This is a genomic window from Chroococcidiopsis sp. TS-821 (assembly GCF_002939305.1).
Classification (GTDB): domain Bacteria; phylum Cyanobacteriota; class Cyanobacteriia; order Cyanobacteriales; family Chroococcidiopsidaceae; genus Chroogloeocystis.
In genome coordinates this window covers 163,968-184,596 of record NZ_MVDI01000008.1, presented here as the reverse complement: position 1 = coordinate 184,596, position 20,629 = coordinate 163,968, and the positions used below count along the sequence as shown (strand labels likewise).

The 20,629-nt window shown below is 44.4% G+C and carries 16 protein-coding genes; 10 read left to right on the top strand and 6 right to left on the bottom strand.

Going from position 1 to position 20,629, the window contains the following annotated elements:
* Positions 1 to 25 precede the first annotated feature (25 nt).
* The 3 genes from sds to B1A85_RS18505 form a co-directional block, all read right to left on the bottom strand.
* A complete protein-coding gene (gene sds, locus B1A85_RS18515) occupies positions 26 to 997 on the bottom strand; it encodes a solanesyl diphosphate synthase (protein WP_104548212.1) in 972 nt (323 codons plus the stop codon).
* Between the two features lie 191 nt (positions 998 to 1,188).
* Positions 1,189 to 2,034 (bottom strand): glutamate racemase, encoded by an 846-nt coding sequence (murI, locus tag B1A85_RS18510; RefSeq protein WP_104548211.1) that lies wholly within the window; start codon positions 2,032 to 2,034, stop codon positions 1,189 to 1,191.
* Between the two features lie 81 nt (positions 2,035 to 2,115).
* A complete protein-coding gene (locus B1A85_RS18505) occupies positions 2,116 to 4,044 on the bottom strand; it encodes an N-acetylmuramoyl-L-alanine amidase (protein ID WP_104548210.1) in 1,929 nt (642 codons plus the stop codon).
* Between the two features lie 1,231 nt (positions 4,045 to 5,275).
* Here B1A85_RS18505 and B1A85_RS18500 point away from each other — a divergent pair.
* From B1A85_RS18500 to argH, 7 genes are all read left to right on the top strand, one after another.
* Positions 5,276 to 5,977 carry a TIGR04283 family arsenosugar biosynthesis glycosyltransferase gene (locus B1A85_RS18500; protein ID WP_104548209.1) on the top strand — a complete coding sequence of 234 codons (702 nt, stop codon included), beginning with the start codon at positions 5,276 to 5,278 and terminating at the stop codon, positions 5,975 to 5,977.
* A 312-nt stretch (positions 5,978 to 6,289) separates the two neighbouring features.
* Positions 6,290 to 7,099 (top strand): HpsJ family protein, encoded by an 810-nt coding sequence (locus tag B1A85_RS18495; protein WP_104548208.1) that lies wholly within the window; start codon positions 6,290 to 6,292, stop codon positions 7,097 to 7,099.
* 263 nt (positions 7,100 to 7,362) lie between these two features.
* Positions 7,363 to 8,043 carry a DUF502 domain-containing protein gene (locus B1A85_RS18490; protein ID WP_104548207.1) on the top strand — a complete coding sequence of 227 codons (681 nt, stop codon included), beginning with the start codon at positions 7,363 to 7,365 and terminating at the stop codon, positions 8,041 to 8,043.
* Positions 8,044 to 8,169: 126 nt separating this feature from the next.
* Entirely contained in the window at positions 8,170 to 8,805 is a 636-nt protein-coding gene (nusB, locus tag B1A85_RS18485) for a transcription antitermination factor NusB (protein WP_104548206.1), read from the top strand.
* A 98-nt stretch (positions 8,806 to 8,903) separates the two neighbouring features.
* Positions 8,904 to 10,481, top strand: a complete 1,578-nt coding sequence (gene ftsY, locus B1A85_RS18480) for a signal recognition particle-docking protein FtsY (protein ID WP_104548205.1) — start codon at positions 8,904 to 8,906, stop codon at positions 10,479 to 10,481.
* Between the two features lie 385 nt (positions 10,482 to 10,866).
* Entirely contained in the window at positions 10,867 to 12,267 is a 1,401-nt protein-coding gene (locus B1A85_RS18475) for a PP2C family protein-serine/threonine phosphatase (protein WP_104548204.1), read from the top strand.
* A 302-nt stretch (positions 12,268 to 12,569) separates the two neighbouring features.
* Positions 12,570 to 13,958, top strand: a complete 1,389-nt coding sequence (argH, locus tag B1A85_RS18470) for an argininosuccinate lyase (protein ID WP_104548228.1) — start codon at positions 12,570 to 12,572, stop codon at positions 13,956 to 13,958.
* A gap of 91 nt (positions 13,959 to 14,049) precedes the next feature.
* On the opposite strand, the gene B1A85_RS24025 is transcribed toward argH, so the two are convergent.
* Positions 14,050 to 14,214 (bottom strand): hypothetical protein, encoded by a 165-nt coding sequence (locus B1A85_RS24025; RefSeq protein ID WP_168192432.1) that lies wholly within the window; start codon positions 14,212 to 14,214, stop codon positions 14,050 to 14,052.
* Between the two features lie 554 nt (positions 14,215 to 14,768).
* On the opposite strand from B1A85_RS24025, the gene B1A85_RS18465 reads away from it, so the two are divergent.
* Complete coding sequence (locus B1A85_RS18465) at positions 14,769 to 15,224, top strand: NUDIX hydrolase (protein ID WP_104548227.1); 456 nt, start codon at positions 14,769 to 14,771, stop codon at positions 15,222 to 15,224.
* A 71-nt stretch (positions 15,225 to 15,295) separates the two neighbouring features.
* Here B1A85_RS18465 and B1A85_RS18460 read toward each other — a convergent pair whose 3' ends face one another.
* Positions 15,296 to 16,117: a pantothenate kinase gene (locus B1A85_RS18460; RefSeq protein WP_104548203.1), complete on the bottom strand. Its 822-nt coding sequence runs from the start codon at positions 16,115 to 16,117 to the stop codon at positions 15,296 to 15,298.
* 209 nt (positions 16,118 to 16,326) lie between these two features.
* On the opposite strand from B1A85_RS18460, the gene B1A85_RS18455 reads away from it, so the two are divergent.
* A complete protein-coding gene (locus tag B1A85_RS18455) occupies positions 16,327 to 18,054 on the top strand; it encodes a diflavin flavoprotein (protein ID WP_104548202.1) in 1,728 nt (575 codons plus the stop codon).
* A 128-nt stretch (positions 18,055 to 18,182) separates the two neighbouring features.
* The gene (locus tag B1A85_RS18450; protein WP_104548201.1) at positions 18,183 to 19,886 is read left to right on the top strand and encodes a diflavin flavoprotein; all 1,704 of its coding nucleotides are present in this window, start codon (positions 18,183 to 18,185) and stop codon (positions 19,884 to 19,886) included.
* Positions 19,887 to 19,962: 76 nt separating this feature from the next.
* On the opposite strand, the gene B1A85_RS18445 is transcribed toward B1A85_RS18450, so the two are convergent.
* The gene (locus B1A85_RS18445; RefSeq protein ID WP_104548200.1) at positions 19,963 to 20,502 is read right to left on the bottom strand and encodes a phycobiliprotein lyase; all 540 of its coding nucleotides are present in this window, start codon (positions 20,500 to 20,502) and stop codon (positions 19,963 to 19,965) included.
* Between the last annotated feature and the right edge of the window lie 127 nt (positions 20,503 to 20,629).

Sequence of the window (20,629 nt, the reverse complement as noted above, 5' to 3'; positions counted from 1 at the left end):
CTAACCACTACTGGCTAACTAACCACTAATACAGCCGATTGAGAACGTAATCAGCCATATTCATTAGAGCTTGGCGCGATTCAGAAGGTGGGAGAATATGGAGATGCTCAACGGCTTGAGTTGCGTGTTGTGCGGCTAATTCCCGTGCTTGCTCGATACCTTTACTGTCTCGAATGAGTGCGATCGCGTGTTCTAAATCGCCTTCTTGTGCAAATTCTCGTTCAATTAAGACTTCTAAATATGGTTTTTCTGCCAAAGCAAATATGACTGGCGCAGTTAGATTGCCACTTTTGAGGTCCGAACCAGCAGGTTTACCTAAGACATCGGTTGAGCCAGTAAAGTCAAAAATGTCATCGACAATCTGAAATGCTAAACCAATGTCGCGCCCGTAATTATACAAATGCTCTGCAACTTCGTTTGATACGCCACTGAGTATACCTGCAGCTTTACAGCTATTCGCGAACAAAGTTGCTGTTTTGTAGTAGCTCTTTTTCAAGTAAGCTTCGATAGACAAACTTGTATTAAATAAAGTATCGCCTTGCTGGATTTCTCCAGCTGCAAAATCCATAATGACTTCTGATAAGAGCTTGACTACTTCTAGATTGTCTAAGTTAGCCAAATACCAAGAGGATTGAGCGAAAAAGAAATCTCCTGCTAGTACAGCGACACCATTACCAAATAGGCTGTGAATTGTGGGAACACCTCGCCGCATTGCGGATTCATCTACCACATCATCATGAATGAGACTCGCGGTATGAATCATTTCTGTGATTTCAGCTAAGCGACGGTGACGCAGCGTAATATCTTCATCCAACATTGTTGCTCGCGATACAAGTAGCACAATTGCTGGGCGCAGCCGTTTTCCTCCGGCTCCGAATAAGTGCTTTGCCGCTGCGAAGAGTTTGGGATGGCGCGTACCTACTAACTGAATCAAGTTTTCTGACAGTATCTGTAGGTCTGCTTCAACTGGGGAGAAAAGGAAGGTGGCTGAGGTCATGTATAAGCCGACTCAAGCTTTAGTTAAGAAAATTTACATAATCTGTACTCATTTTAAGCTAAGCCTTGGCGTGGGGGAAGTTTTATGAGGAAATCTGTAGAAATTGTCTTGCATCTTCAACTAGAGTTGAGGGTAAGTAGTTCGTCTCAAACGTCAGTTCGCATACATTCTTTCTCCTTTGCCCCTCTGCTTTAGACTAATCTAGACTGTACTGCTGTTAGGCAAATAGCTTCAACGTTGGGAGTATAGCCTAACCAAGGTAAGGAAGATTGGGCAAACTGTTGAGGACAGCCAGTGACACAAAAACGTGTAAAAGAGGGAGAATAAGTATTTTTTAATCCTAATAATTCTAGTTCTTGAGCGGTAGCCGCGACGACATACTCAGCAGGATCGATAAGTTTCACAGTCCTTGGTAAAAGCGATCGCAGCACTGGCGCGAGATGAGGATAATGCGTGCAGCCATAGACTAAAGTATCGATGCGCTGTTGTAATAAGAAATTTAAATAGTCACGCGCGACTTCTTTTGTATAGGGATCGTGGATGCGATTTTGCTCAATGAGTGGCACAAATTCAGGACAACCAACTTGCCACACTTGAACACTTGCATCGATTTCTAAAATTGCGCGTTTATAAGCATTACTTGCCACAGTTGCTGGAGTAGCGAGCACGCCGATGCGTTTACCATACTGTACTGCTGCTTTTGCTCCCGGCAGAATGAGATCGATAATCGGGATAGGAAATTCTTTTTGGACGATGTCGAGTGCCAGTGCTGAACTTGTGTTACACGCCGCGACCACCATTTTGACTTGTTGCTGAAGCATCCAGGCGAGAATTTCGCGCATAAATTGAACAATTTCGCCTGGCGAACGAGTACCATAAGGAACTCGCGCTGTATCTCCAAGATAAATAATCGATTCTTGAGGCAGTTGTTGGTAAAGCTGATGTAGTACCGTCAGACCGCCTAAGCCGCTATCAAAAATACCAATGGGAGCGTTTTGTATTCGATGTGAATTTGAAGAGACAGAAGTATCAGCCACAGGTTATTAATTAAATTAAACAAAGCACAGATGCTGAGTATGAATTTTGGCATAAAACACCAAAATCACCAAAAAATCAGACTAGCGCCCAAGATACTCTAGAATGCCACGCGCGATCGCTTCTGCCATTTGTGTTTGGTAAGCCGGATTTCGCAATCTGGGATTATCTTCACGACCAGTTACATAACCGAGTTCCACAAGAACCGAAGGCATTGAAGATTTGCGCAGAACATAAAATCGAGCGCGTCGCACGCCGCGATCGCGCACAGTTACACGCTGCAAAATATTGCGATGAATCACCTGTGCTAAACGCTGACCGCTAGAGAAATAGTAGGTTTCTAGACCATTGACATCAGGACGATTTAGTCCCATTGAGTTGGCATGGATACTCACAAAAATATCCGCATTGGCGCGTTCGGCGATCGCTACGCGCGGCGCTAGGTCAACAAAATAGTCTGAATCGCGGGTCATTACGACTTTTATGCCTTCTTTCTCCAGAATCGCGGCAATTTGTTTTGATATTGGTAGAATTACCTGTTTTTCCTGCAATCCACCAATTCCAATCGCCCCAGGGTCTTTTCCACCGTGTCCTGGATCGATAACGACTACAGCACGCTGTTTAGGAGGATTAGGCTTTGCAGGAGGTGGCGTGGCAGGTTTTGGTGGTGTTGCTGGCTGGGGTACAGGTACTGGGATAGGCTGCGGCTCTGGTGGCGGTGTTTGAGCATTTGCCGGTGGTAGTACGATCGAGCTGGCGCGAGACAGTTGTAAGGCAAGAATGTCTTGTCCTGGTTGATTAAGTTCGCCAATCCGAACCCCCGTTGCGGGTTGTACCCAAATCGTAACTGTCCGCGGGTCGGATTGTTGCAAGCGCACGCGTAGTACCGGACTATTAGCAGTCAGCGAAGGTCCTTGGACATTACTCGCAAGCTGCGCATTCGGAATCGTAATCCGATACAGTCCTGTAGAGCGGTCCCAACCAGCTGTATAGTTAACCTTTTCACTAGAGCGAATCAATAATTGCGCGCCATCAATCGTTAGTTCAGCAGCTTGAATAGTTGCTAAACCTGATGACGAAGGTGTATTTGTGTTTGTGTTTTGCGTCAGAGTATTGACAACCGTATTGGCAGTACTTCTTCCCTGCGGAAGCACGACTAAGCCACCAAAACGGCTGACTGTTGCTTGCCAATCAGGTCCATTTCTGTCTACCCGCATTGTCATCCGCGTCACGGGCGGTGAATTTTGAACTTGATTGAATTGAATCCGGCTAACACCATAGCGATTGATTGTGACAGTAGGCTTTTTAGCGAGCTGTGGTGATAGCGAAGCACCGACTAAATCGACATCAATCGTACTGCGATCGCTACTGCGATTTACTCTAATTTGAGGAGTTCCACCACCACGAGTGCGGACAAATAGTCCATCTCCTGTCACCTGAACATTTTCTACTTGTACAGTTGCAGCCGTTGTCAGCTTTTCTTGGGCTGGAGCGCTATTGTTTGTCGTACTACTTCCTGACACGATCGCTGATAGCAACGGTTGGGAAGGCGAAGTGTTTGTCGTTGCTTGCTGTGTGGGAGACGATGGTGCTGGTGGACTACTAAGGGCAATTCGTTCTGGCTGAGGTAACTGTACGCTCCACTGACTTGGTGTTGTGCCTTGAAATTTTACCTTTGCTGGATCGAGCTTGTAGCCTGGACTTAATTCAATCACGACACGAGTTGTTTGTTCGTCAAATTGACCAACTCGGATACTGCGAATTGTCCCGCCAAGCTCTTGTTTTACCGTAGGACGTTGTAATTTGGTTCCTGGTAAATCGATGACCAATCGCACAGGATTAAAAATAAGTTGTGCTTTGGGCTGAACTGCACCATCTGTCTTGAAATCCAATCGGTTGCGATTCGCATCAAAATTCCACGATTGAAGTTTCGCCGCCTCTGCGGGAGACGATAACAGAAAAATGCCTAAAGTAACGCCTAAAGTACTGGGTAATAGCCAGTGAAATCTCACAATGCTTTCTCCTAATTCATCGCATTCATTTCGCGCAGTTTACGTCTCCTCGATCTGCTCTAATTCACTCCATCACACATCACACACACTGATATATCTGGTATGCCGCCCTTGAGTATACCTGAGGAACAGGACACAACGCGTATGGCAGCGATAAAACCCACCTCAAGATTTAAGAGCAGTGAGCGTAAAGACTCAATCCTGACTTAAAGGCGAGAGCTTACACTAAGTCGCGAACCACAATCAACAGTCGCTGGCTCCTAATCAATAACTAGTACAACCGCAAACTGTAACGCTGAGATTTCGTCTTGATTGAGCCAAAGGTTTGAGATGCATCCTTTGCTGCTCAACGGTTACTTCTACAAAAAGCAACCTAGATTCTCAACTTTGGTGGTAAAATTCCGCCTCGGATGAGAATTTTAGTTCAGCAAATTTAATAAAACTGCGGACGGAGATTGAGAGATTGAAGTTTCCGCTGTCACGTACAAAATTTAACAGAGAATAAACTTGGAATAAATTTAACTTCAGATGTGTCTAAAATCAATTACTTAATCAGGTAAATTGAAAACTATTTGCCTAAAATTCTTATCGCGTTTCGTAGCATGCGAAAAAGCCGTCTTGGATCTTTACTGCACTACCATGCATGACAGCTATCTCATCGCAAGTTGATTCGCCATTAAAAAAACTGGCACATTCTATAGCGCTATTCTGGCACAAGACCTAATAATTTTAATGCTGATTTTAGACTATCCTGGTAACAAAATTGTACATATTTTTACAAGAAACTTGGCAAGCAAGTTGATTTTCAGTTCGCAAGCACAAAGCCTCAAGTCCGCCTACTGAATCAATACGTGTATAAAGAATAACTAAAGTATTGAGGTCGTCAATCTTTAGCAGGACTTTTGAAAGATTAGTTGAGGCTTTTTATAATAAATAGCAAGACCTTGCTAGCAATTGCTTGTAAGCTTAAGCTATAGTTTGACAAAAGTTAGAAAATGACTCAAACAGATATTTATACAATAATTCTCCCAATCGGATTGTTACCTTATAAGAATAAACGCGCATAAGTTTCAGCTTTTAGAGAAAGCATCAGCAGCCGATATATTAGCAGAAACAATTGAATTTATATTTACACTCAGTTGCTGGTCTACTGAGATAATAGATTATCCGTAAGGCTGAAATGATATAAATTAAAATACATTTTATTTGTTTAGATGTTCGGGGTTGACTTATTCTTAAAGAAGGCTCAATTTCTATTATTATTCCCGTTGTTAATGAAGCCACAAACTTGCCACAAACACTAGCAAGTATTCAACCCGATCGCGCGCTAGAAATTATTGTGGTAGATGGTGGTAGTAGCGATCGCACGCTGGAAATCGCGCACTCGTTTGGCGTAAAAGTTTTGTCTGCGCCTGTAGCTAATCGTGCGGTGCAAATGAATTTGGGTGCTTTGTCAGCTACAGGTGATATTCTGTTGTTCTTACACGCTGATACGCGTCTCCCAAAAGGTTTTGATACCTTGATTCATCAAGCCTTAAATACGCCTAAGCACCACAAACAGGTAATAGCTGGGGCTTTTGCGCTACACATCGATGCCGCGCTACTGAGTTTAAGAATCATTGAGCGCGGAGTAAATTGGCGATCGCGCTGGCTACAAATGCCCTACGGCGATCAAGCTATTTTTATGAAGTCAGTAACTTTTCACCAAATTGGAGGTTTTCCTCAGCTACCGATTATGGAAGATTTTGAATTGATGCGGCAGCTGCGACGTCAAGGACGTATTGCAATTATCTCAGTCCCTGCGATCGTTTCAGCACGTCGCTGGTTAAGGTTGGGAGTCTGGCAAACTACAATCATTAATCAACTAGCAATTATCAGCTACTTGATAGGTGTTCCACCACAAAAAATTGCTCGTTGGTATTATCAAAAATAATGAAGTAAACTCGATTTTAGTTCGACCTGACAAAAGTAAAGTAGAGTAAACATTTGTACAGATGTAAGAATTTGTTTTCTCTACCTTTGCGATACCAAGCTATTACTTCAATTATCCGTCGCATAGCTATCTTTCATTTTCTACCTTCTGTCTTTTTAAATAAATATTGATGTATTTTTTGCAACTTCCACTAATATTAACTACCCTCTAGGAAACGCCATAGTTAGAAAAATAATTCATTGCGAACCAAATGAAGATAAAATACTCTTCTAATGCTCGCTTCCAGAACCTGGCACTGAAAAGATTGAAACAATGAAAGCACTTAATAACGACATATTATTTTCTTCACTGGCATCTCGAACCTTGAAGATAGTAGGAGTTATCCTGATTTTGGCTTTTCTGCTTGATTTTGTCTTATTGTTATTTCCGTTTCGAGCACAAACTCAAGCTTGGCAAATCAACTTTGCCACTCAAATCATTGACCGAGGGACAATCCCTATGGTCGGGACAGCCTTACTTTTAGCAGGGTATTGGGTTGAAAATGTGGCGACAAATGCGACTTGGACTCGCCAAGCTGGACTTAACTTAAGATTTCTTGTGTTGGTGTTGGCAAGTTTATTAGGGTTGCTGTTTCTGCTACTGGCGCCGCTACATATTAACAATATTTTGCAAGCTCGGTCAGAAGCGATCGCGCGCATCAATCAAGAAGTATCACAAGCTGAAACACAACTACAAACCCAAATTGCTGCACAGCGAACTCAAATCCGCACTCAAATTTCTGCAATCTTGCAAGACGAACAACAAGTCAACGCCGCACTTCAAAGCCCGCAGATTCCAGAGCAAATCAGGAATATACTCCAACAAGCAAGAGAAAAGCCTGAAGCTCTCGATCAAATCATCGACCAACAACTTAATGCTGATACTGTCCGCAATCAAGCTTTAGAACAGATACAGCAGCGCAGACAAGAAGTCGAACAACGCGCGCAAGAACAAGTTCAGTCAGGAATTGGTAGTGGTATTCGTAGTTTGCTGCTATCAATTGGTTACATCCTCATTGGCTGGACAGGATTAAGAAATATGAACTCACTGCCACCAGAGCGCCCCAATTACACTGACTACTAGCGAAGTCAAGGGATGTAATTCACCAGTTCATGAGTAATGTTACATTAATTGAAACAAATCTTTACAGCTTTTAAAATAATACAATAGAATATGCAACCAATTGCAAACGACCTTAGTCAAGGCAAAAAGAGAGTGCGAGGATAATAAAATTACGTGTCAGTATATGAGATAACATTTTTCCCTAGTGCGTCATATCTTAACTTACTGACTCACAACAAAGAACTCAAAAGTCAAGTGCCAGTTACAAGGAGAGTGGGCGATTTGTGTTTGAACGCCTTAAGCAAGACTTAAAAAATGACTTGATCGCAGGGCTATTAGTAGTCATTCCGCTGGCTACTACGATTTGGCTAACCGTAACGGTCGCGACATGGGTGATTGACTTTCTCACGCAAATTCCTAAGCAACTAAACCCCTTTGATGGCATGCATCCACTTTTAGTGGATCTGTTAAGTTTAGCAGTAGGGTTAACGGTACCGTTACTTAGCATTTTGCTCATTGGTTTGATGGCTCGCAATATTGCAGGACGGTGGTTACTCGATGTAGGAGAGCAACTTCTGCAAGCAATTCCCTTAGCAGGCTCAGTTTATAAAACACTTAAACAGTTGCTAGAAACTTTGCTAAGAGATACCAACGGCAAGTTTCGCCGCGTTATCCTAGTAGAGTATCCCCGTAAAGGAATGTGGGCGATCGCATTTGTGACAGGCACAATCAGCAGCGACATACAATCGCAATTAGCTCGTCCTGTACTAAGTATTTTTATTCCGACAACCCCAAACCCGACTACTGGTTGGTATGCAATTGTGCCTGAAGACGAAGTGATTACATTAAAAATGTCAATCGAAGACGCCTTCAAGATCATTATTTCTGGAGGTATCGTTGCTAGCACTCCTATACAACCTTTAGTTGTTCCCAAAGAGCGTACCCTCGAATCACCACTACAGTGAAAAGGAGTGAGGAGTTAAGTGGCTAGTGATTAGTTCTGAGTGATAAGTTTTGAGTTATACAGAAATACTACTCCTCTGCTCCTCTGCTCCCTTACTCCTCTGCTTCCTTAGAACCCCAACCTTCTTATGCAACCTCGTAGAATTGCCCGCGAACTTGCTTTACTCAGCTTGAGTCAACTGCCAAGTTCACCCGAAAAGCTAGAAACACAGCAACTATCAAACATGGTGCTAGCAGCAGTTAGGACTTTGACAGCTGAAGTTCAAGATACGCTGACGACCGCTGCAGCCGAATTACAACGCGCAAGCGATCGCTTATTAAGTAGCGAAACCCGCGCTAGCGACTTACGTACTTCTAGGTCAATGGTAAATGAGTCGATTCAACTGACTCAAAGTGCAATTAACCGAATTGGTACAGCGCTAGAGCTACCCGAACTCATTCAACTCGCAAATCAACCAGAGTTTGACGTTCGTACTTATGCGCTACAAATTGTCCGCGCTGTCAATATCCATCGCTCAGAAATTGACGAACAGCTAAATGCAGCGTTAGTCGATTGGCAAGTCTCGCGTCTAGCACGCATTGACCGCGACTTACTGCGCATTGCAGTAGCAGAGATAGTATACTTAGGCGTTCCCGATCGCGTCGCGATCAATGAAGCAGTAGAACTTGCTAAGCGTTATAGTGGAGATGACGGACACCGATTTATTAATGGTGTTCTCCGCCGCGTCAGCGAACAAACACAAGCTGCTTACCCAAAATCTTAACCCCAGACATCTCGCCTGCATCAATTGCGAGTTGGTAAATTAAACATCTCTGCTATTTAATAAAGTTAAGTCGTAGCTCTGGCAATTACAGTAGTGCAATGGTTTTTAATTGGTTCCGTCGTCAATTTAGTAGTAATGAGCAAGCTGCTCCTGCAACCGAGGAACAGTCTACTGCCACACCACCAGAACCAACACCTGAAGAAGAACAGCGCGAGCCATTACGTGATGCTACCACTGACTACTTAAGTTTTGCCAAAGCAGCTTACAAAAACATTCAACAAAGACAAGCACAAACACAAGCTGTTGCACCAGGACAAGACGAAGCTACCTCTGACGAAGAAACTGCAACAGAAGAAGTAGTAAAACTGCCAACAGCGGACTCAGAAACAGAGATTGCTCAAAGCGAACCAGTCACGACAGAAACTCGAGAAAGTGAGCAACCGACAGCGGAAATATCCGTGACAGCAGAGGATGCGCCACCAACCAGTGATGAAACCACAGTCACTGAGGCGACAACTGAGTCTTTACCCTTTTGGGCAAGAGCAGAAGCTGAACGCCAAGCACGATTAGAAAGACTCAAAGCAACCGCAATTGAGGAACCCGAACCAATTAGCGCCACTGTTACAGAAACTCCACAAGTTGTAGACGAAGCACCACCAATTCCTGGTTTGGCATTCGATGAAGGTTTCTTGTGGTCAGCTGAAATTTTAGCCGCGCAAGGGCGTAAACCAGAAGATATTTCGATAGAAGAAATTACCTGGCTCAAAAAGCTGCGCCAAGGTTTAGACAAGACTCGTCGTAATATTGTCAATCAACTTAAGGCGATCGTCGGGCAAGGACCTCTCAACCAAGCAGCAGTACTAGAAATTGAAGCACTACTATTGCAAGCCGATGTTGGCGTTGAAGCAACAGACTATGTAATTAATGCCCTACAAGAGCGAATCAAACAAGAAGCACTACCCCCAGAAGTGGCGATCGCCTATCTCAAAGAAATTCTGCGAGATATGCTCGATCGACCTTTAAAAGCGCATAATGCTACATTTGCTCCTGAAAAAGATACGCTAAATATTTGGCTAATAACCGGTGTCAACGGTGCGGGTAAAACAACGACTATCGGCAAAATCGCGCACATTGCCCAAAAATCAGGCTACAAATGCTTAATTGCTGCGGCTGACACCTTTCGCGCGGCGGCGGTCGAGCAAGTGAAAATTTGGGGGTCGCGTAGTGGAGTTGACGTGATTGCCAACCCAGGAAAAAACACTGACCCAGCGGCAGTGGTATTTGATGCAATTACTGCAGCACAATCACGCAATATCGAATTACTGTTAGTCGATACTGCCGGACGACTCCAAAATAAGAAAAATCTTATGGACGAACTCAGTAAAATTCGTCGTATCGTTGATAAAAAAGCTCCCGACGCTAAAATAGAATCGCTGCTTGTTCTTGATGCAACATTAGGACAAAACGGTCTGCGTCAAGCAGAAGTTTTTGCTCAAGCAGCTCAACTAAGTGGAGTTGTCTTAACAAAGCTCGATGGTACGGCAAAAGGAGGAGTCGCATTAGCAGTCGTGCAGCAACTCAATCTCCCCATTCGCTTTATCGGTGCGGGTGAGGGAATTGAAGACTTGCGCCCGTTTTCCAGCTACGAATTTGTGGAAGCTCTACTCAGTAGTTAATTTAGACACAAAATATTAAACAATTTCAACTGAAAATACTTTTTTTTAGCTAAAATACTTCAACATTTCCAATTGAATAGTCTCGATCCAAGGAAGAAAATAAAACTTGCTCGTAGCTTTATCTTCTACTGCTAAATTTCTGCTTAGATGCTATAAGTGTGGCAGGCAGCAGAAAGCACAGTGCTAAGAGTAAATCGCAGTTCTTTGCTAAAATCCAAACAAAAAACTAGAGTAGAAAACTGTACTGCAACGTTGCGATCGCCAAGTTGCACAAAAGGCATTAAACTTTCTAGTGTGTAGCTGGCAATACCTTCTCGTCTAAACTAAACACAATGATTTTTGCTGTCACTTGATGGATAAAATCCTCAGATAAGAGAATAAAATTGTGCCTGTGTCTCAATCTTCTTCGCAACCTACTGCTGACCGCAATAACAACGCCAACACCGATAGCACTCCGATTTTGGCGCTCAAACAACTTGTAGCGCGTCTGCACAAAGAACAGCACAAGATCCACGACCTATTGAGTTCTCTTGGATTCGCTCTGCGCAGCTTTAATAATCTTAATCAGTTTTTGGAACTCATTCCACTCATGGCAACACGCGTCACAGACGCTGATGGTGGAGCCTTAGTTTTATTTAAGCCCAACGGTCAAGTCCGTCTAGAACGACTGCACTGCCAAGACAGTCTTCAAAGTCAAAACATTCGTAATGCGCTAGAAACTGCGATCGGCGCTGTGACAGCTTCCTTAACCACCGCGCCTAAAATTGTTCCTGCAGTTGCAACAGCGACTTTAGACGACCAAGTGAGTCGCTACCTAGGATCGGACATTCAACTCTTTGGCACAACAATTTTTGTCAAACAATCCGAACGCGGACGACTTTATGTTTTTAGCAATAAACCAGAGTACACTTGGACAGAAAATAGACAAAAGTTAGTCCGCCTAGTTGCCGATCAAACCGCCGTTGCCATTGAAAACGATGAGTTGACAGCGGAACTGCGCAAAAAAGAACGCATGAATCGAGAACTAGAAATCGGTGCAGAAATTCAACTACGACTGCTACCCCGCCAGTGTCCCAAAATTGCAGGAATAACCTTAGCCGCACGCTGTCAACCAGCAAGTCATATTGGAGGAGATTATTACGATTTTATTCCTACCAACTGCCATCCCAACGAAGCAAAGCTAAGTAGCAACAATCCCTGTCGCTGGGGAATCGTGATTGGAGATGTGATGGGAAAAGGTGTTCCTGCAGGATTATTAATGACGATGACACAGGGAATATTACGAGCAGAAGTTCCTAACGGCAATTCACCAGCTCAAATTCTCCAAAAACTAAATCAGGTAATTTATGCACACTTAGAAAACTCGCACCGCTTTATTACTTTATTTTGTTCTACCTACGATCCCCAAACTCAAACGCTGTATTACAGTAATGCTGCTCACAACCCACCTTTACTGTGGCAAGCGGCAACAGGAAATGTCAAACGCCTGGATACTTGGGGAATGTTGATTGGGTTAGATTCTCAAAGCCAGTATGAAGATGCCCAGATTCAACTGCATCCAGGAGATACCATTATTTACTACACTGATGGTTTTACCGATGCAGCCAATCAAAGCGGCGATCGCTTCGATGAAGAAAACCTGATTCGTCACTTCTACTGGGCGTGTCAGCACTGTCAAGGTCCACAAGCGATCTTAGAATACTTATTTGAACAAGTGCATCGCTTTATTGGTTCCGCAAATCAAAATAAAGATGACATGACCCTTGTTGTCTTGCAGGCAAATTAAGAGGAGTAGAAAAGCAGAGGTCAGAGTTGAGTTTAAAAGCTTCTATTGCTGTCTATTTGTAGAAACTTTAAAGAGAAACGGTATTAAATGTGCACTCGTCACCTTTGTTTGGCAAGCTCTAAAGAAAGTCGTAGGGCTTCTTTTTCCTTAATCTCCCTCCCTGACCTCTGACTTCTCATAAATTGCGTGCAAAAAGCAGATTTAGTAACAGCAATTTAAAATTAAGTACTCATATCATCTAATTTTCGTCAAAATCTTGCTTTGATGGGAAGTGTCCTGGAGTGAAGGAACGTAAATTAGCTGTGAATCAACAACAAACATGGAGTCAGCGATTTGAATCAGCGCTACACCCGGCGATCGCTCGCTTCAATGCTAGTATCGGCTTTGATATTGAATTAATCGAATACGACATCACTGGTTCGATCGCCCATGCGAAAATGCTCGGACATACGGGCATCGTGACACCCGCAGAAGCTGCGCAACTGGTTACAGGTTTAGAACAAATTCGTCAAGAATATCGACAAGGAAAATTTACCCCAGGAATTGATGCCGAAGATGTTCATTTTGCTGTTGAACGACGCCTAACTGAAATTGTGGGCGACGTTGGTAAAAAGCTCCACACCGCGCGATCGCGTAACGACCAGGTGGGAACTGACATCCGGCTTTATCTGCGCGACCAAATCCACCAAATTCGCCAAGCTATTCGCGAATTTCAAAGCGTTCTTCTCGATTTAGCCGAAACAAACATTCAAACGCTGATCCCTGGCTACACGCATCTGCAACGCGCCCAACCCGTGAGCTTAGCGCATCACCTCATGGCGTACTTTCACATGGCACAGCGCGACTGGGAACGCCTAGGAGATGTATATCAGCGCGTTAATGTCTCGCCTCTGGGAAGTGGTGCTTTAGCCGGAACGACTTTCCCAATAGACCGATATTACACTGCCGAACTCTTGCAATTTGACAAAATTTATGCTAACAGCATGGATGCAGTAAGCGATCGCGACTTTGCGATTGAATTTCTCGCAAGCGCGAGTATCATCATGGTTCATCTCAGCCGTCTTTCAGAAGAAGTGATTTTGTGGTCGTCGCAAGAATTTAGCTTTGTCAAGCTTAAAGATAGCTGTGCTACGGGATCGAGCATTATGCCGCAAAAGAAAAACCCCGATGTGCCAGAATTGGTGCGGGGAAAAACTGGCAGAGTGTGCGGTCATCTCCAAGCATTGCTTGTTTTAATGAAAGGTTTACCCTTGGCTTATAATAAAGACTTGCAAGAAGACAAGGAAGCTATTTTTGATACTGTTCGCACAGTGAAAGCTTGTCTAGAAGCAATGACAATTCTGCTAGGGCAGGGATTAGAGTTTTCTACCCCGCGCCTATCAGCAGCAGTAGCTGAAGATTTTTCTAATGCAACTGATGTTGCAGATTATTTAGCAGCACGAGGAGTTCCTTTTCGCGAAGCCTACAACCTTGTTGGAAAAGTTGTCAGAACTTGCATCGATGCAGGAAAACTCCTCAAAGATTTGAGCTTACAGGAGTGGAAAGCTTTACATCCTGCATTTGAGCAAGATATTTATCAAGCGATCGCTCCTCAACAGGTCGTTGCAGCACGCAATAGCTACGGTGGAACGGGTTTTGAACAAGTGAGTCAAGCAATTACTGCTGCTCGTCAGCTGTTGAGCGCGGAGTAGACCTCCGCAACTGCTGATATTTTGTCAAAATAGTGCCGCGTTATGTAGGTGGTAACTGGCTGCTCAAGCCTCAACAAGCGCGATTAAACGCTTATGTTTCTGCGGCGGCGGCTGTATCTTCTTCTTCTCGTTGCTGCTGCGGATTTTGTTGATATCTTCTTTGGAAACGCCCTGTAGTTGTTCTCTTACGAAACTTGCGGGCGTACGCCTGATTCCGTAGCGCCTTTTCTTTTTTTGGGTTACGGCGCTTAGCCATGTTCACCTCATGAATAAACAACAATTTGTGCCTCTAAGATTTTTAGAAAGGCAATATAAGCTACCAGTAATAAACGGTAATACTTTTAGCCTAGCGAATTTAACTGGGTAGTCGTACGCCTCAACGCTAAAAGTATACTTATTGCTGGCAGCTACACAGCGACTTGTGTGTCACACAGGTTTTTGACAGTAGACTCTAGTTACCTTATTGCCAGACTATGCTGCCATAGACTAAGCACTAAGATTAGACAATATGCCAATTACTAAGTCAAACGACTATTATGCCACTTTAGCGTTCATTATAAGCTAACTTCCGATTCTCTTGGGCTAAGTGTAGTGGTTCGCGAACTTTGGATTTAAGCTGAGCTCTATTGCTTTGTATGTGAGGTGTTAGCATGAACACTAGTTCAATGTATGGGATGCTAGTTAATCCATTTCTAAAAAAAGAGCCGAATACCCCAAAGATGCATTCAATGATATTACTGACGGCAGTTGATTTCAAAAATTGTAAGGTTGAATAATATTAGTTTTTCTCGCGTTCCAGCTTTGCGCTATATGAGCCGTTTGTGGCAAATCGGTCAAACTGTCTTAGGAATTATCTTTCGACATCCCATTCCTGGTACGAGCATTATTCCTATTCTGCCCGATGGCCAGATCGTTTTAGTTCGGCGTCGTGATAATGGCAAATGGTCTCTACCAGGTGGCATGATCGACTGGGGAGAAGATATTCCAACAGCCGTGCGTCGAGAGTTAGCTGAGGAGACGGGTCTTGAACTCGTCAAAATTCGCCGCTTGGTAGGAGTGTATTCCGCACCCGATCGCGATCCGCGCGTACACTCAATTTGCGTACTGGTAGAAGCCGAAGTCAAAGGCGAAATGAAAATTCGCGATTCTTTAGAAGTCATTGATATCAAAGCTTTTCCACCAACGTCATTACCTCCAGGCGAACTTTCACACGACCACACGCAGCAATTACAAGATTATTTTGCTGGGTTGACTACTGTAGCGTAGAGAAGGGGTGAGAAGTAAGTGGTTAGTGATTGATTTTGGGTTAGCTCTCATTTGTAATTAATTCATAACGATTAATTTTCCTCTACCACTTTGCGCCCTTGGTGCTTATTCTCCTTGAGAGCCCAGTAACAGCACATTCCTTGAAAGATCAAGTATGGAGCAGAGGTAATTTTAGCGGCAATATCTGGGTGTTGTCCTTGAAGATAATTGAGAAGTAAAGTGCGATCGCCGCCTGTCAGTACAACACAACTTGCGGGAAATTCTTGCCACCAAGCACTAATAAAGTCTTCGATCCCAGCTATTAGCGTATACGCAATACCGCTTTGAATTGATGCGGGTGTACTTAATCCCCAGCGAGGTGGAAGTGATTCTTTGGGAGCGACAAGGGGTAATGCGGCGGTTCGTTCACCTAGTGCTTGAAATTGCAAGCGAATACCAGGGAGAATCGCACCACCAACTAGCACGCGATCGCTATTTGCTCCTGTGAAAGTTAATGCAGTTCCAGCATCAATAACGAGTATGGGGAAACCCCACGTTGCACCTGCTCCCCACACAGCTAAGGCGCGATCAATTCCTAACGTCGGATAAATTCCTTGCAGCGGAACTTGTGCTAGGGTTATTTCGTGCAGGTTGGGATATGCTTGCCAAATTGTCGTTTGCGCGGGAACAACTGAAGCGAGGTAAATTGGCGGTGCTAATCCGAACTCGAGCGCCTTAGGAGCTAAAATCTCTTGAGAAAAATCGGTGACGTTTTGACCGCTAGCAAGTTTTTGAACGACTAATGCGGGTAAATAATCTGTATCCCAAGCAAATTGCAACGTTTCTGCATTAAACCACGCCCAGTGCAATCGCGAGTTACCAATCACCAGTGCTAGCCAGTGCAATTCACTCATAAGATCAGTCACTATTCTGATTTTTTTTCTAACTACCAACCACCGATTACTACTGCAAGAAGTATCAACTTTCCTCAAAACTCAACACTCTCATAACACTTTTAGTTTTTTAAACTGAAATATAAATTTATTAATAAAGCTTTACAAAAAAAGCGTGAGAGAATAGAACTAGATAAAAAAAAGTTATAAGTTGCGCAGGAGGCTGACGAATGGTAGTGCTCGCCGATAAAGCCCAAAACCGGCTAACAATGCAAACTGCGGACATTGCTCCTAATACGACAGCAATTCGCTCGCTCGACTGGGACCGGGATCGTTTTGATATCGAGTTTGGCTTGCAAAATGGCACAACATACAACTCATTTATCATTCGAGGTGAGCAAACGGCTTTGGTCGATACCTCTCATGAAAAATTTCGCCAACTATATTTAGACACGCTGCGTCAAGTCATTGACCCAGCAGAAATTGACTATATCATTATCAGTCACACCGAACCGGATCATAGCGGCTTAGTGAAAGACGTATTGCAGCTTGCTCCCGCAGCAACGGTCGTAGGGTCGAAAGTCGCACTTCAGTTTCTAGAAGATATGGTGCATCAGCCGTTTAAGCGGCAAATTGTCAAAAACGGCGATCGCTTAGATTTAGGTGACGGACACGAATTAGAGTTTGTCAGTGCTCCCAATTTACACTGGCCAGATACAATGTTCACCTACGATCGCAAAACGCAGGTCCTCTACACGTGTGATGCCTTTGGATTGCACTATTGCGACGACTCTACCTTTGACGAAGATCTTGGCGCGATTGAAGCTGATTTCCGCTTTTATTACGACTGCTTAATGGCTCCAAATGCGCGTTCAGTGTTATCTGCACTGAAACGGATGGGTGAATTGGGTAAAGTATCTACCATCGCCACAGGTCACGGTCCACTACTGTATCACAACGTCGAAGAACTCACCCGCCGCTACCGCGTGTGGAGTCAATCGCAAGCTAAGACAGAAACAGCCGCTGCGATTTTCTATACCTCCGACTATGGATACAGCGATCGCCTCGCACAAGCAATCGCTCAAGGTATCGCTAAAACAGGCGTTGCGGTTGAAACTGTCGATCTCCGAGCCGCAGATCTCCAAGAAGTTCAAGAACTGATTAGTCGCGTATCAGGAATCGTAATCGGAATGCCTCCCGCGTCGGGAGATGGGGCAGAAACTACCCAAACTGTGTTAAGTACCATCTTAGCCGCCGCCAAAGCAAAGCAAGCAATAGGCATTTTTGAATCAGGTGGTAGCGATGATGAGCCAATTTACCCACTATTGAACAAATTCCGCGATTTGGGACTTTCGATTGCTTTTCCCGCAATTCAAATTCGAGAAGCACCAACTGAAGCCACCTACAAGCGGTGCGAAGAAGCAGGAACTGACCTAGGACAATGGCTAACGCGCGATCGCAGCATCAAAGTTATGAAATCTTTAGATGCCGATCTCGATAAAGCTTTAGGCAGAATCAGCGGCGGACTTTACATTATCACTGCCAAAAAAGGAGACGTATCCAGCGCGATGTTGGCGTCGTGGGTCACACAAGCAAGTTTTAAGCCCCTTGGTGTAACAATCGCAGTTGCGAAAGACCGCGCAATTGAATCGTTAATGCAAGTCGGCGATCGCTTTGTGCTCAATGTCTTAGAAGAAGGTAACCATCTGCACTTAATGAAACACTTCCTCAAGCGGTTCCCACCTGGTGCCGATCGTTTCGAGGGCGTTAAAACCCAACCTTCCCAAACTGGTGCGCCAATTCTTACTGATGCGCTGGCTTACATGGAGTGTCAAGTCACAAGTCGGATGGAACTCAGCGACCACCATATTGTTTATGCCACCGTCGAAACTGGTAGAGTTAGCAATCCTGAAGCTCTGACCGCCGTTCACCACCGCAAAGTTGGCAATCATTACTAAAAGCGAGGAGTGAGGGGTGAGTAACTAATGGCTGGAAGCTAGTGGTTAGTGAAAGAGAGTCAATAGACAACATTTCTCCCCTGCTCCTCTGCTCCTGAAGCTTCCTAATCCTTCACCACATCGGACTTATGCAATCAAAGCCACGCGACGTACAGTTTTTTCCCGTTGGTATCGATACTACTGTGCTGCGATCGCGCAGTTGGACGCGGTTACGATTTGAAATTGAATATGCCTTGGCGCGCGGTACGACTGCTAATTGCTACATCATTCAAGGCGATCGGCTAGCAATTATCGATCCTCCAGGAGAAACTTTTACCCAAATTTATCTAGCAGCCTTACAGCAGCGCATCGATTTACAAAAGCTCGATTACGTCATTCTCGGACACGTTAACCCTAACCGGGCTGCAACGTTAAAAGCGCTACTAGAAATTGCCCCGCAAATTACCTTTGTTTGCTCTAACCCTGGTGCAATCAATCTCCGTGGCGCACTAGAAAACCCTGAGCTGCAAATTATGGTGATGCGCGGTGAAGAAACGCTGGATTTAGGAAAAGGTCATCATCTGCAATTTATTCCTACTCCTAACCCGCGCTATCCCGATCATCTTTGCACCTACGACCCGCTTACAGAAATTCTTTACACAGATAAGTTGTTCGGCGCGCATATTTGCGGCGATCAGGTCTTTGATGAAGGCTGGGAAAGTTTTCAAGAAGACCGGCGCTACTATTTTGACTGCTTAATGGCGCCGCACGCGCGTCAAGTGGAAACGGCACTCGATAAGCTTGCTGATTTTCCTGTGAGAATGTATGCTACAGCGCACGGTCCCTTAGTCCGTTATGGACTATTACAACTCACCGAAGCTTACCGACAGTGGAGTCAGCAGCAGACGTCTCAAGATATGACTGTTGCTTTGATTTATGCTTCAGCTTATGGCAATACGGCAACATTAGCACAGGCGATCGCGCGTGGCATTACCAAAGCTGGTGTTGCTGTCGAATCGATCAATTGTGAATTTGCTACTCCTGAAGAAATTCGCGCTGCGGTAGAAAAATCATCCGGATTTATTATCGGTTCGCCTACCCTTGGGGGTCATGCACCAACTCCGATCCAAACCGCTTTAGGAATCGTTCTCTCGACTGCGACTAATAATAAACTCGCAGGGGTGTTTGGTTCTTACGGCTGGAGTGGTGAAGCAATCGATTTAATCGAGAGCAAACTCAAAGATGCTGGTTATCGATTCGGGTTCGACACGATGCGTGTCAAGTTTAAACCTACTGATGTTACCCTCCAGTTGTGCGAAGAAGCTGGTACTGACTTTGCTCAAAGTTTGAAAAAAGCCAAAAAAGTTCGCGCCCCGCAACAACCAGCAACGAGTGTTGAACAAGCAGTTGGGCGAATCGTTGGCTCGCTGAGTGTCGTCACAACAAAACAGGGAGACGTTTCTAGTGCGATGCTGGCGTCATGGGTTTCTCAAGCAACTTTCAACCCTCCTGGATTAACTGTAGCAGTTGCCAAAGACCGTGCAATTGAGTCACTCATGCACGTTGGTAACAAATTTGTGCTAAACATACTCGCTGAGGGCAGGCAATTACGCAAGCACTTTATGAAGCCTTTTGCGCCAGGAGAAGACCGTTTTAGTGGTGTAGCAACTCAAAGCGCTGATAATGGCTGTCCTATCCTTTGTGACGCGCTGGCGTACCTAGAATGTTCAATTCAAAATCGTATGGAAGCAGGCGATCATTGGATAGTTTACGCAAGTGTGGATAATGGTAAGGTTCTCGCTCCCGATAAAGTTACTGCGGTTCACCACCGTAAGTCAGGAAATCATTACTAGGGGTAGAAGCCAGGGAAAATTAGATTAAATAGGAATTTCCACTAACTACTAACCACTCATCATCTGTTTCTCACCCCTACAGTCTCTTCTCTAAATACTGACCAATCATCTGCTGTTCGCCTGCGCGCGAGATAATTGTTTGCCGAGTGCGGTAGTTGTTACCGATCAGTTTCAATTCCTCTTCAAAGACAGAACCTTTGTATTCGGTGCGCAAACACATCGTTTGTGAATTGGAGAAATAATATTCAGCTGTCACTGGCTTTGTTGTGGCAAAACCGCGATCGCGATACAACGTCGTTCCACATACACCGAAAAGTGTCGCGCCCTTAGACTCTTTTTTTCCTGACACTGAATTGGTACTTTCCCAACTAACTTCTGCACCACAGGTAAGGATTGCTGCACGATCGAGTTGGTGTAATTGAGCGAGTTGTTCGAGTTCCACACACCCTGACTTTAAAAAGCGAATGGTAATTATACTAACCATTTCCTTGGTTTCGCCGTCGGGTAAAGTATAGTATCGCCTTTCTGAACGCCATTTTCCCGCGGAGCGTTTGAAAAATTCCGCAGCTAGTAGCGAAGCTTCTGTGGTTGGGGTCAGTTGTCGCGGTGATGTCACTATCAGCAAGCCTCATGGAAAGTTAAAGTAACACAGGGTATCAAACGATTAATTGCAATACCTTGTTACTTTTTTTAATACAGTGAATTATACCTAACAATATAGCGACAAAAATAAAAAATGTGTC

What these genes read in the sequence shown, in the direction of transcription:
- sds (WP_104548212.1), bottom strand. Translation starts at nt 997, where the DNA reads ATGACCTCAGCCACCTTCCTTTTCTCCCCAGTTGAAGCAGACCTACAG.
- ftsY (WP_104548205.1), top strand. Translation starts at nt 8,904, where the DNA reads ATGGTTTTTAATTGGTTCCGTCGTCAATTTAGTAGTAATGAGCAAGCT.
- B1A85_RS18450 (WP_104548201.1), top strand. Translation starts at nt 18,183, where the DNA reads ATGCAATCAAAGCCACGCGACGTACAGTTTTTTCCCGTTGGTATCGAT.
- nusB (WP_104548206.1), top strand. Translation starts at nt 8,170, where the DNA reads ATGCAACCTCGTAGAATTGCCCGCGAACTTGCTTTACTCAGCTTGAGT.
- B1A85_RS18495 (WP_104548208.1), top strand. Translation starts at nt 6,290, where the DNA reads ATGAAAGCACTTAATAACGACATATTATTTTCTTCACTGGCATCTCGA.
- B1A85_RS18460 (WP_104548203.1), bottom strand. Translation starts at nt 16,117, where the DNA reads ATGAGTGAATTGCACTGGCTAGCACTGGTGATTGGTAACTCGCGATTG.
- B1A85_RS24025 (WP_168192432.1), bottom strand. Translation starts at nt 14,214, where the DNA reads ATGGCTAAGCGCCGTAACCCAAAAAAAGAAAAGGCGCTACGGAATCAG.
- B1A85_RS18455 (WP_104548202.1), top strand. Translation starts at nt 16,327, where the DNA reads ATGGTAGTGCTCGCCGATAAAGCCCAAAACCGGCTAACAATGCAAACT.
- B1A85_RS18465 (WP_104548227.1), top strand. Translation starts at nt 14,769, where the DNA reads ATGAGCCGTTTGTGGCAAATCGGTCAAACTGTCTTAGGAATTATCTTT.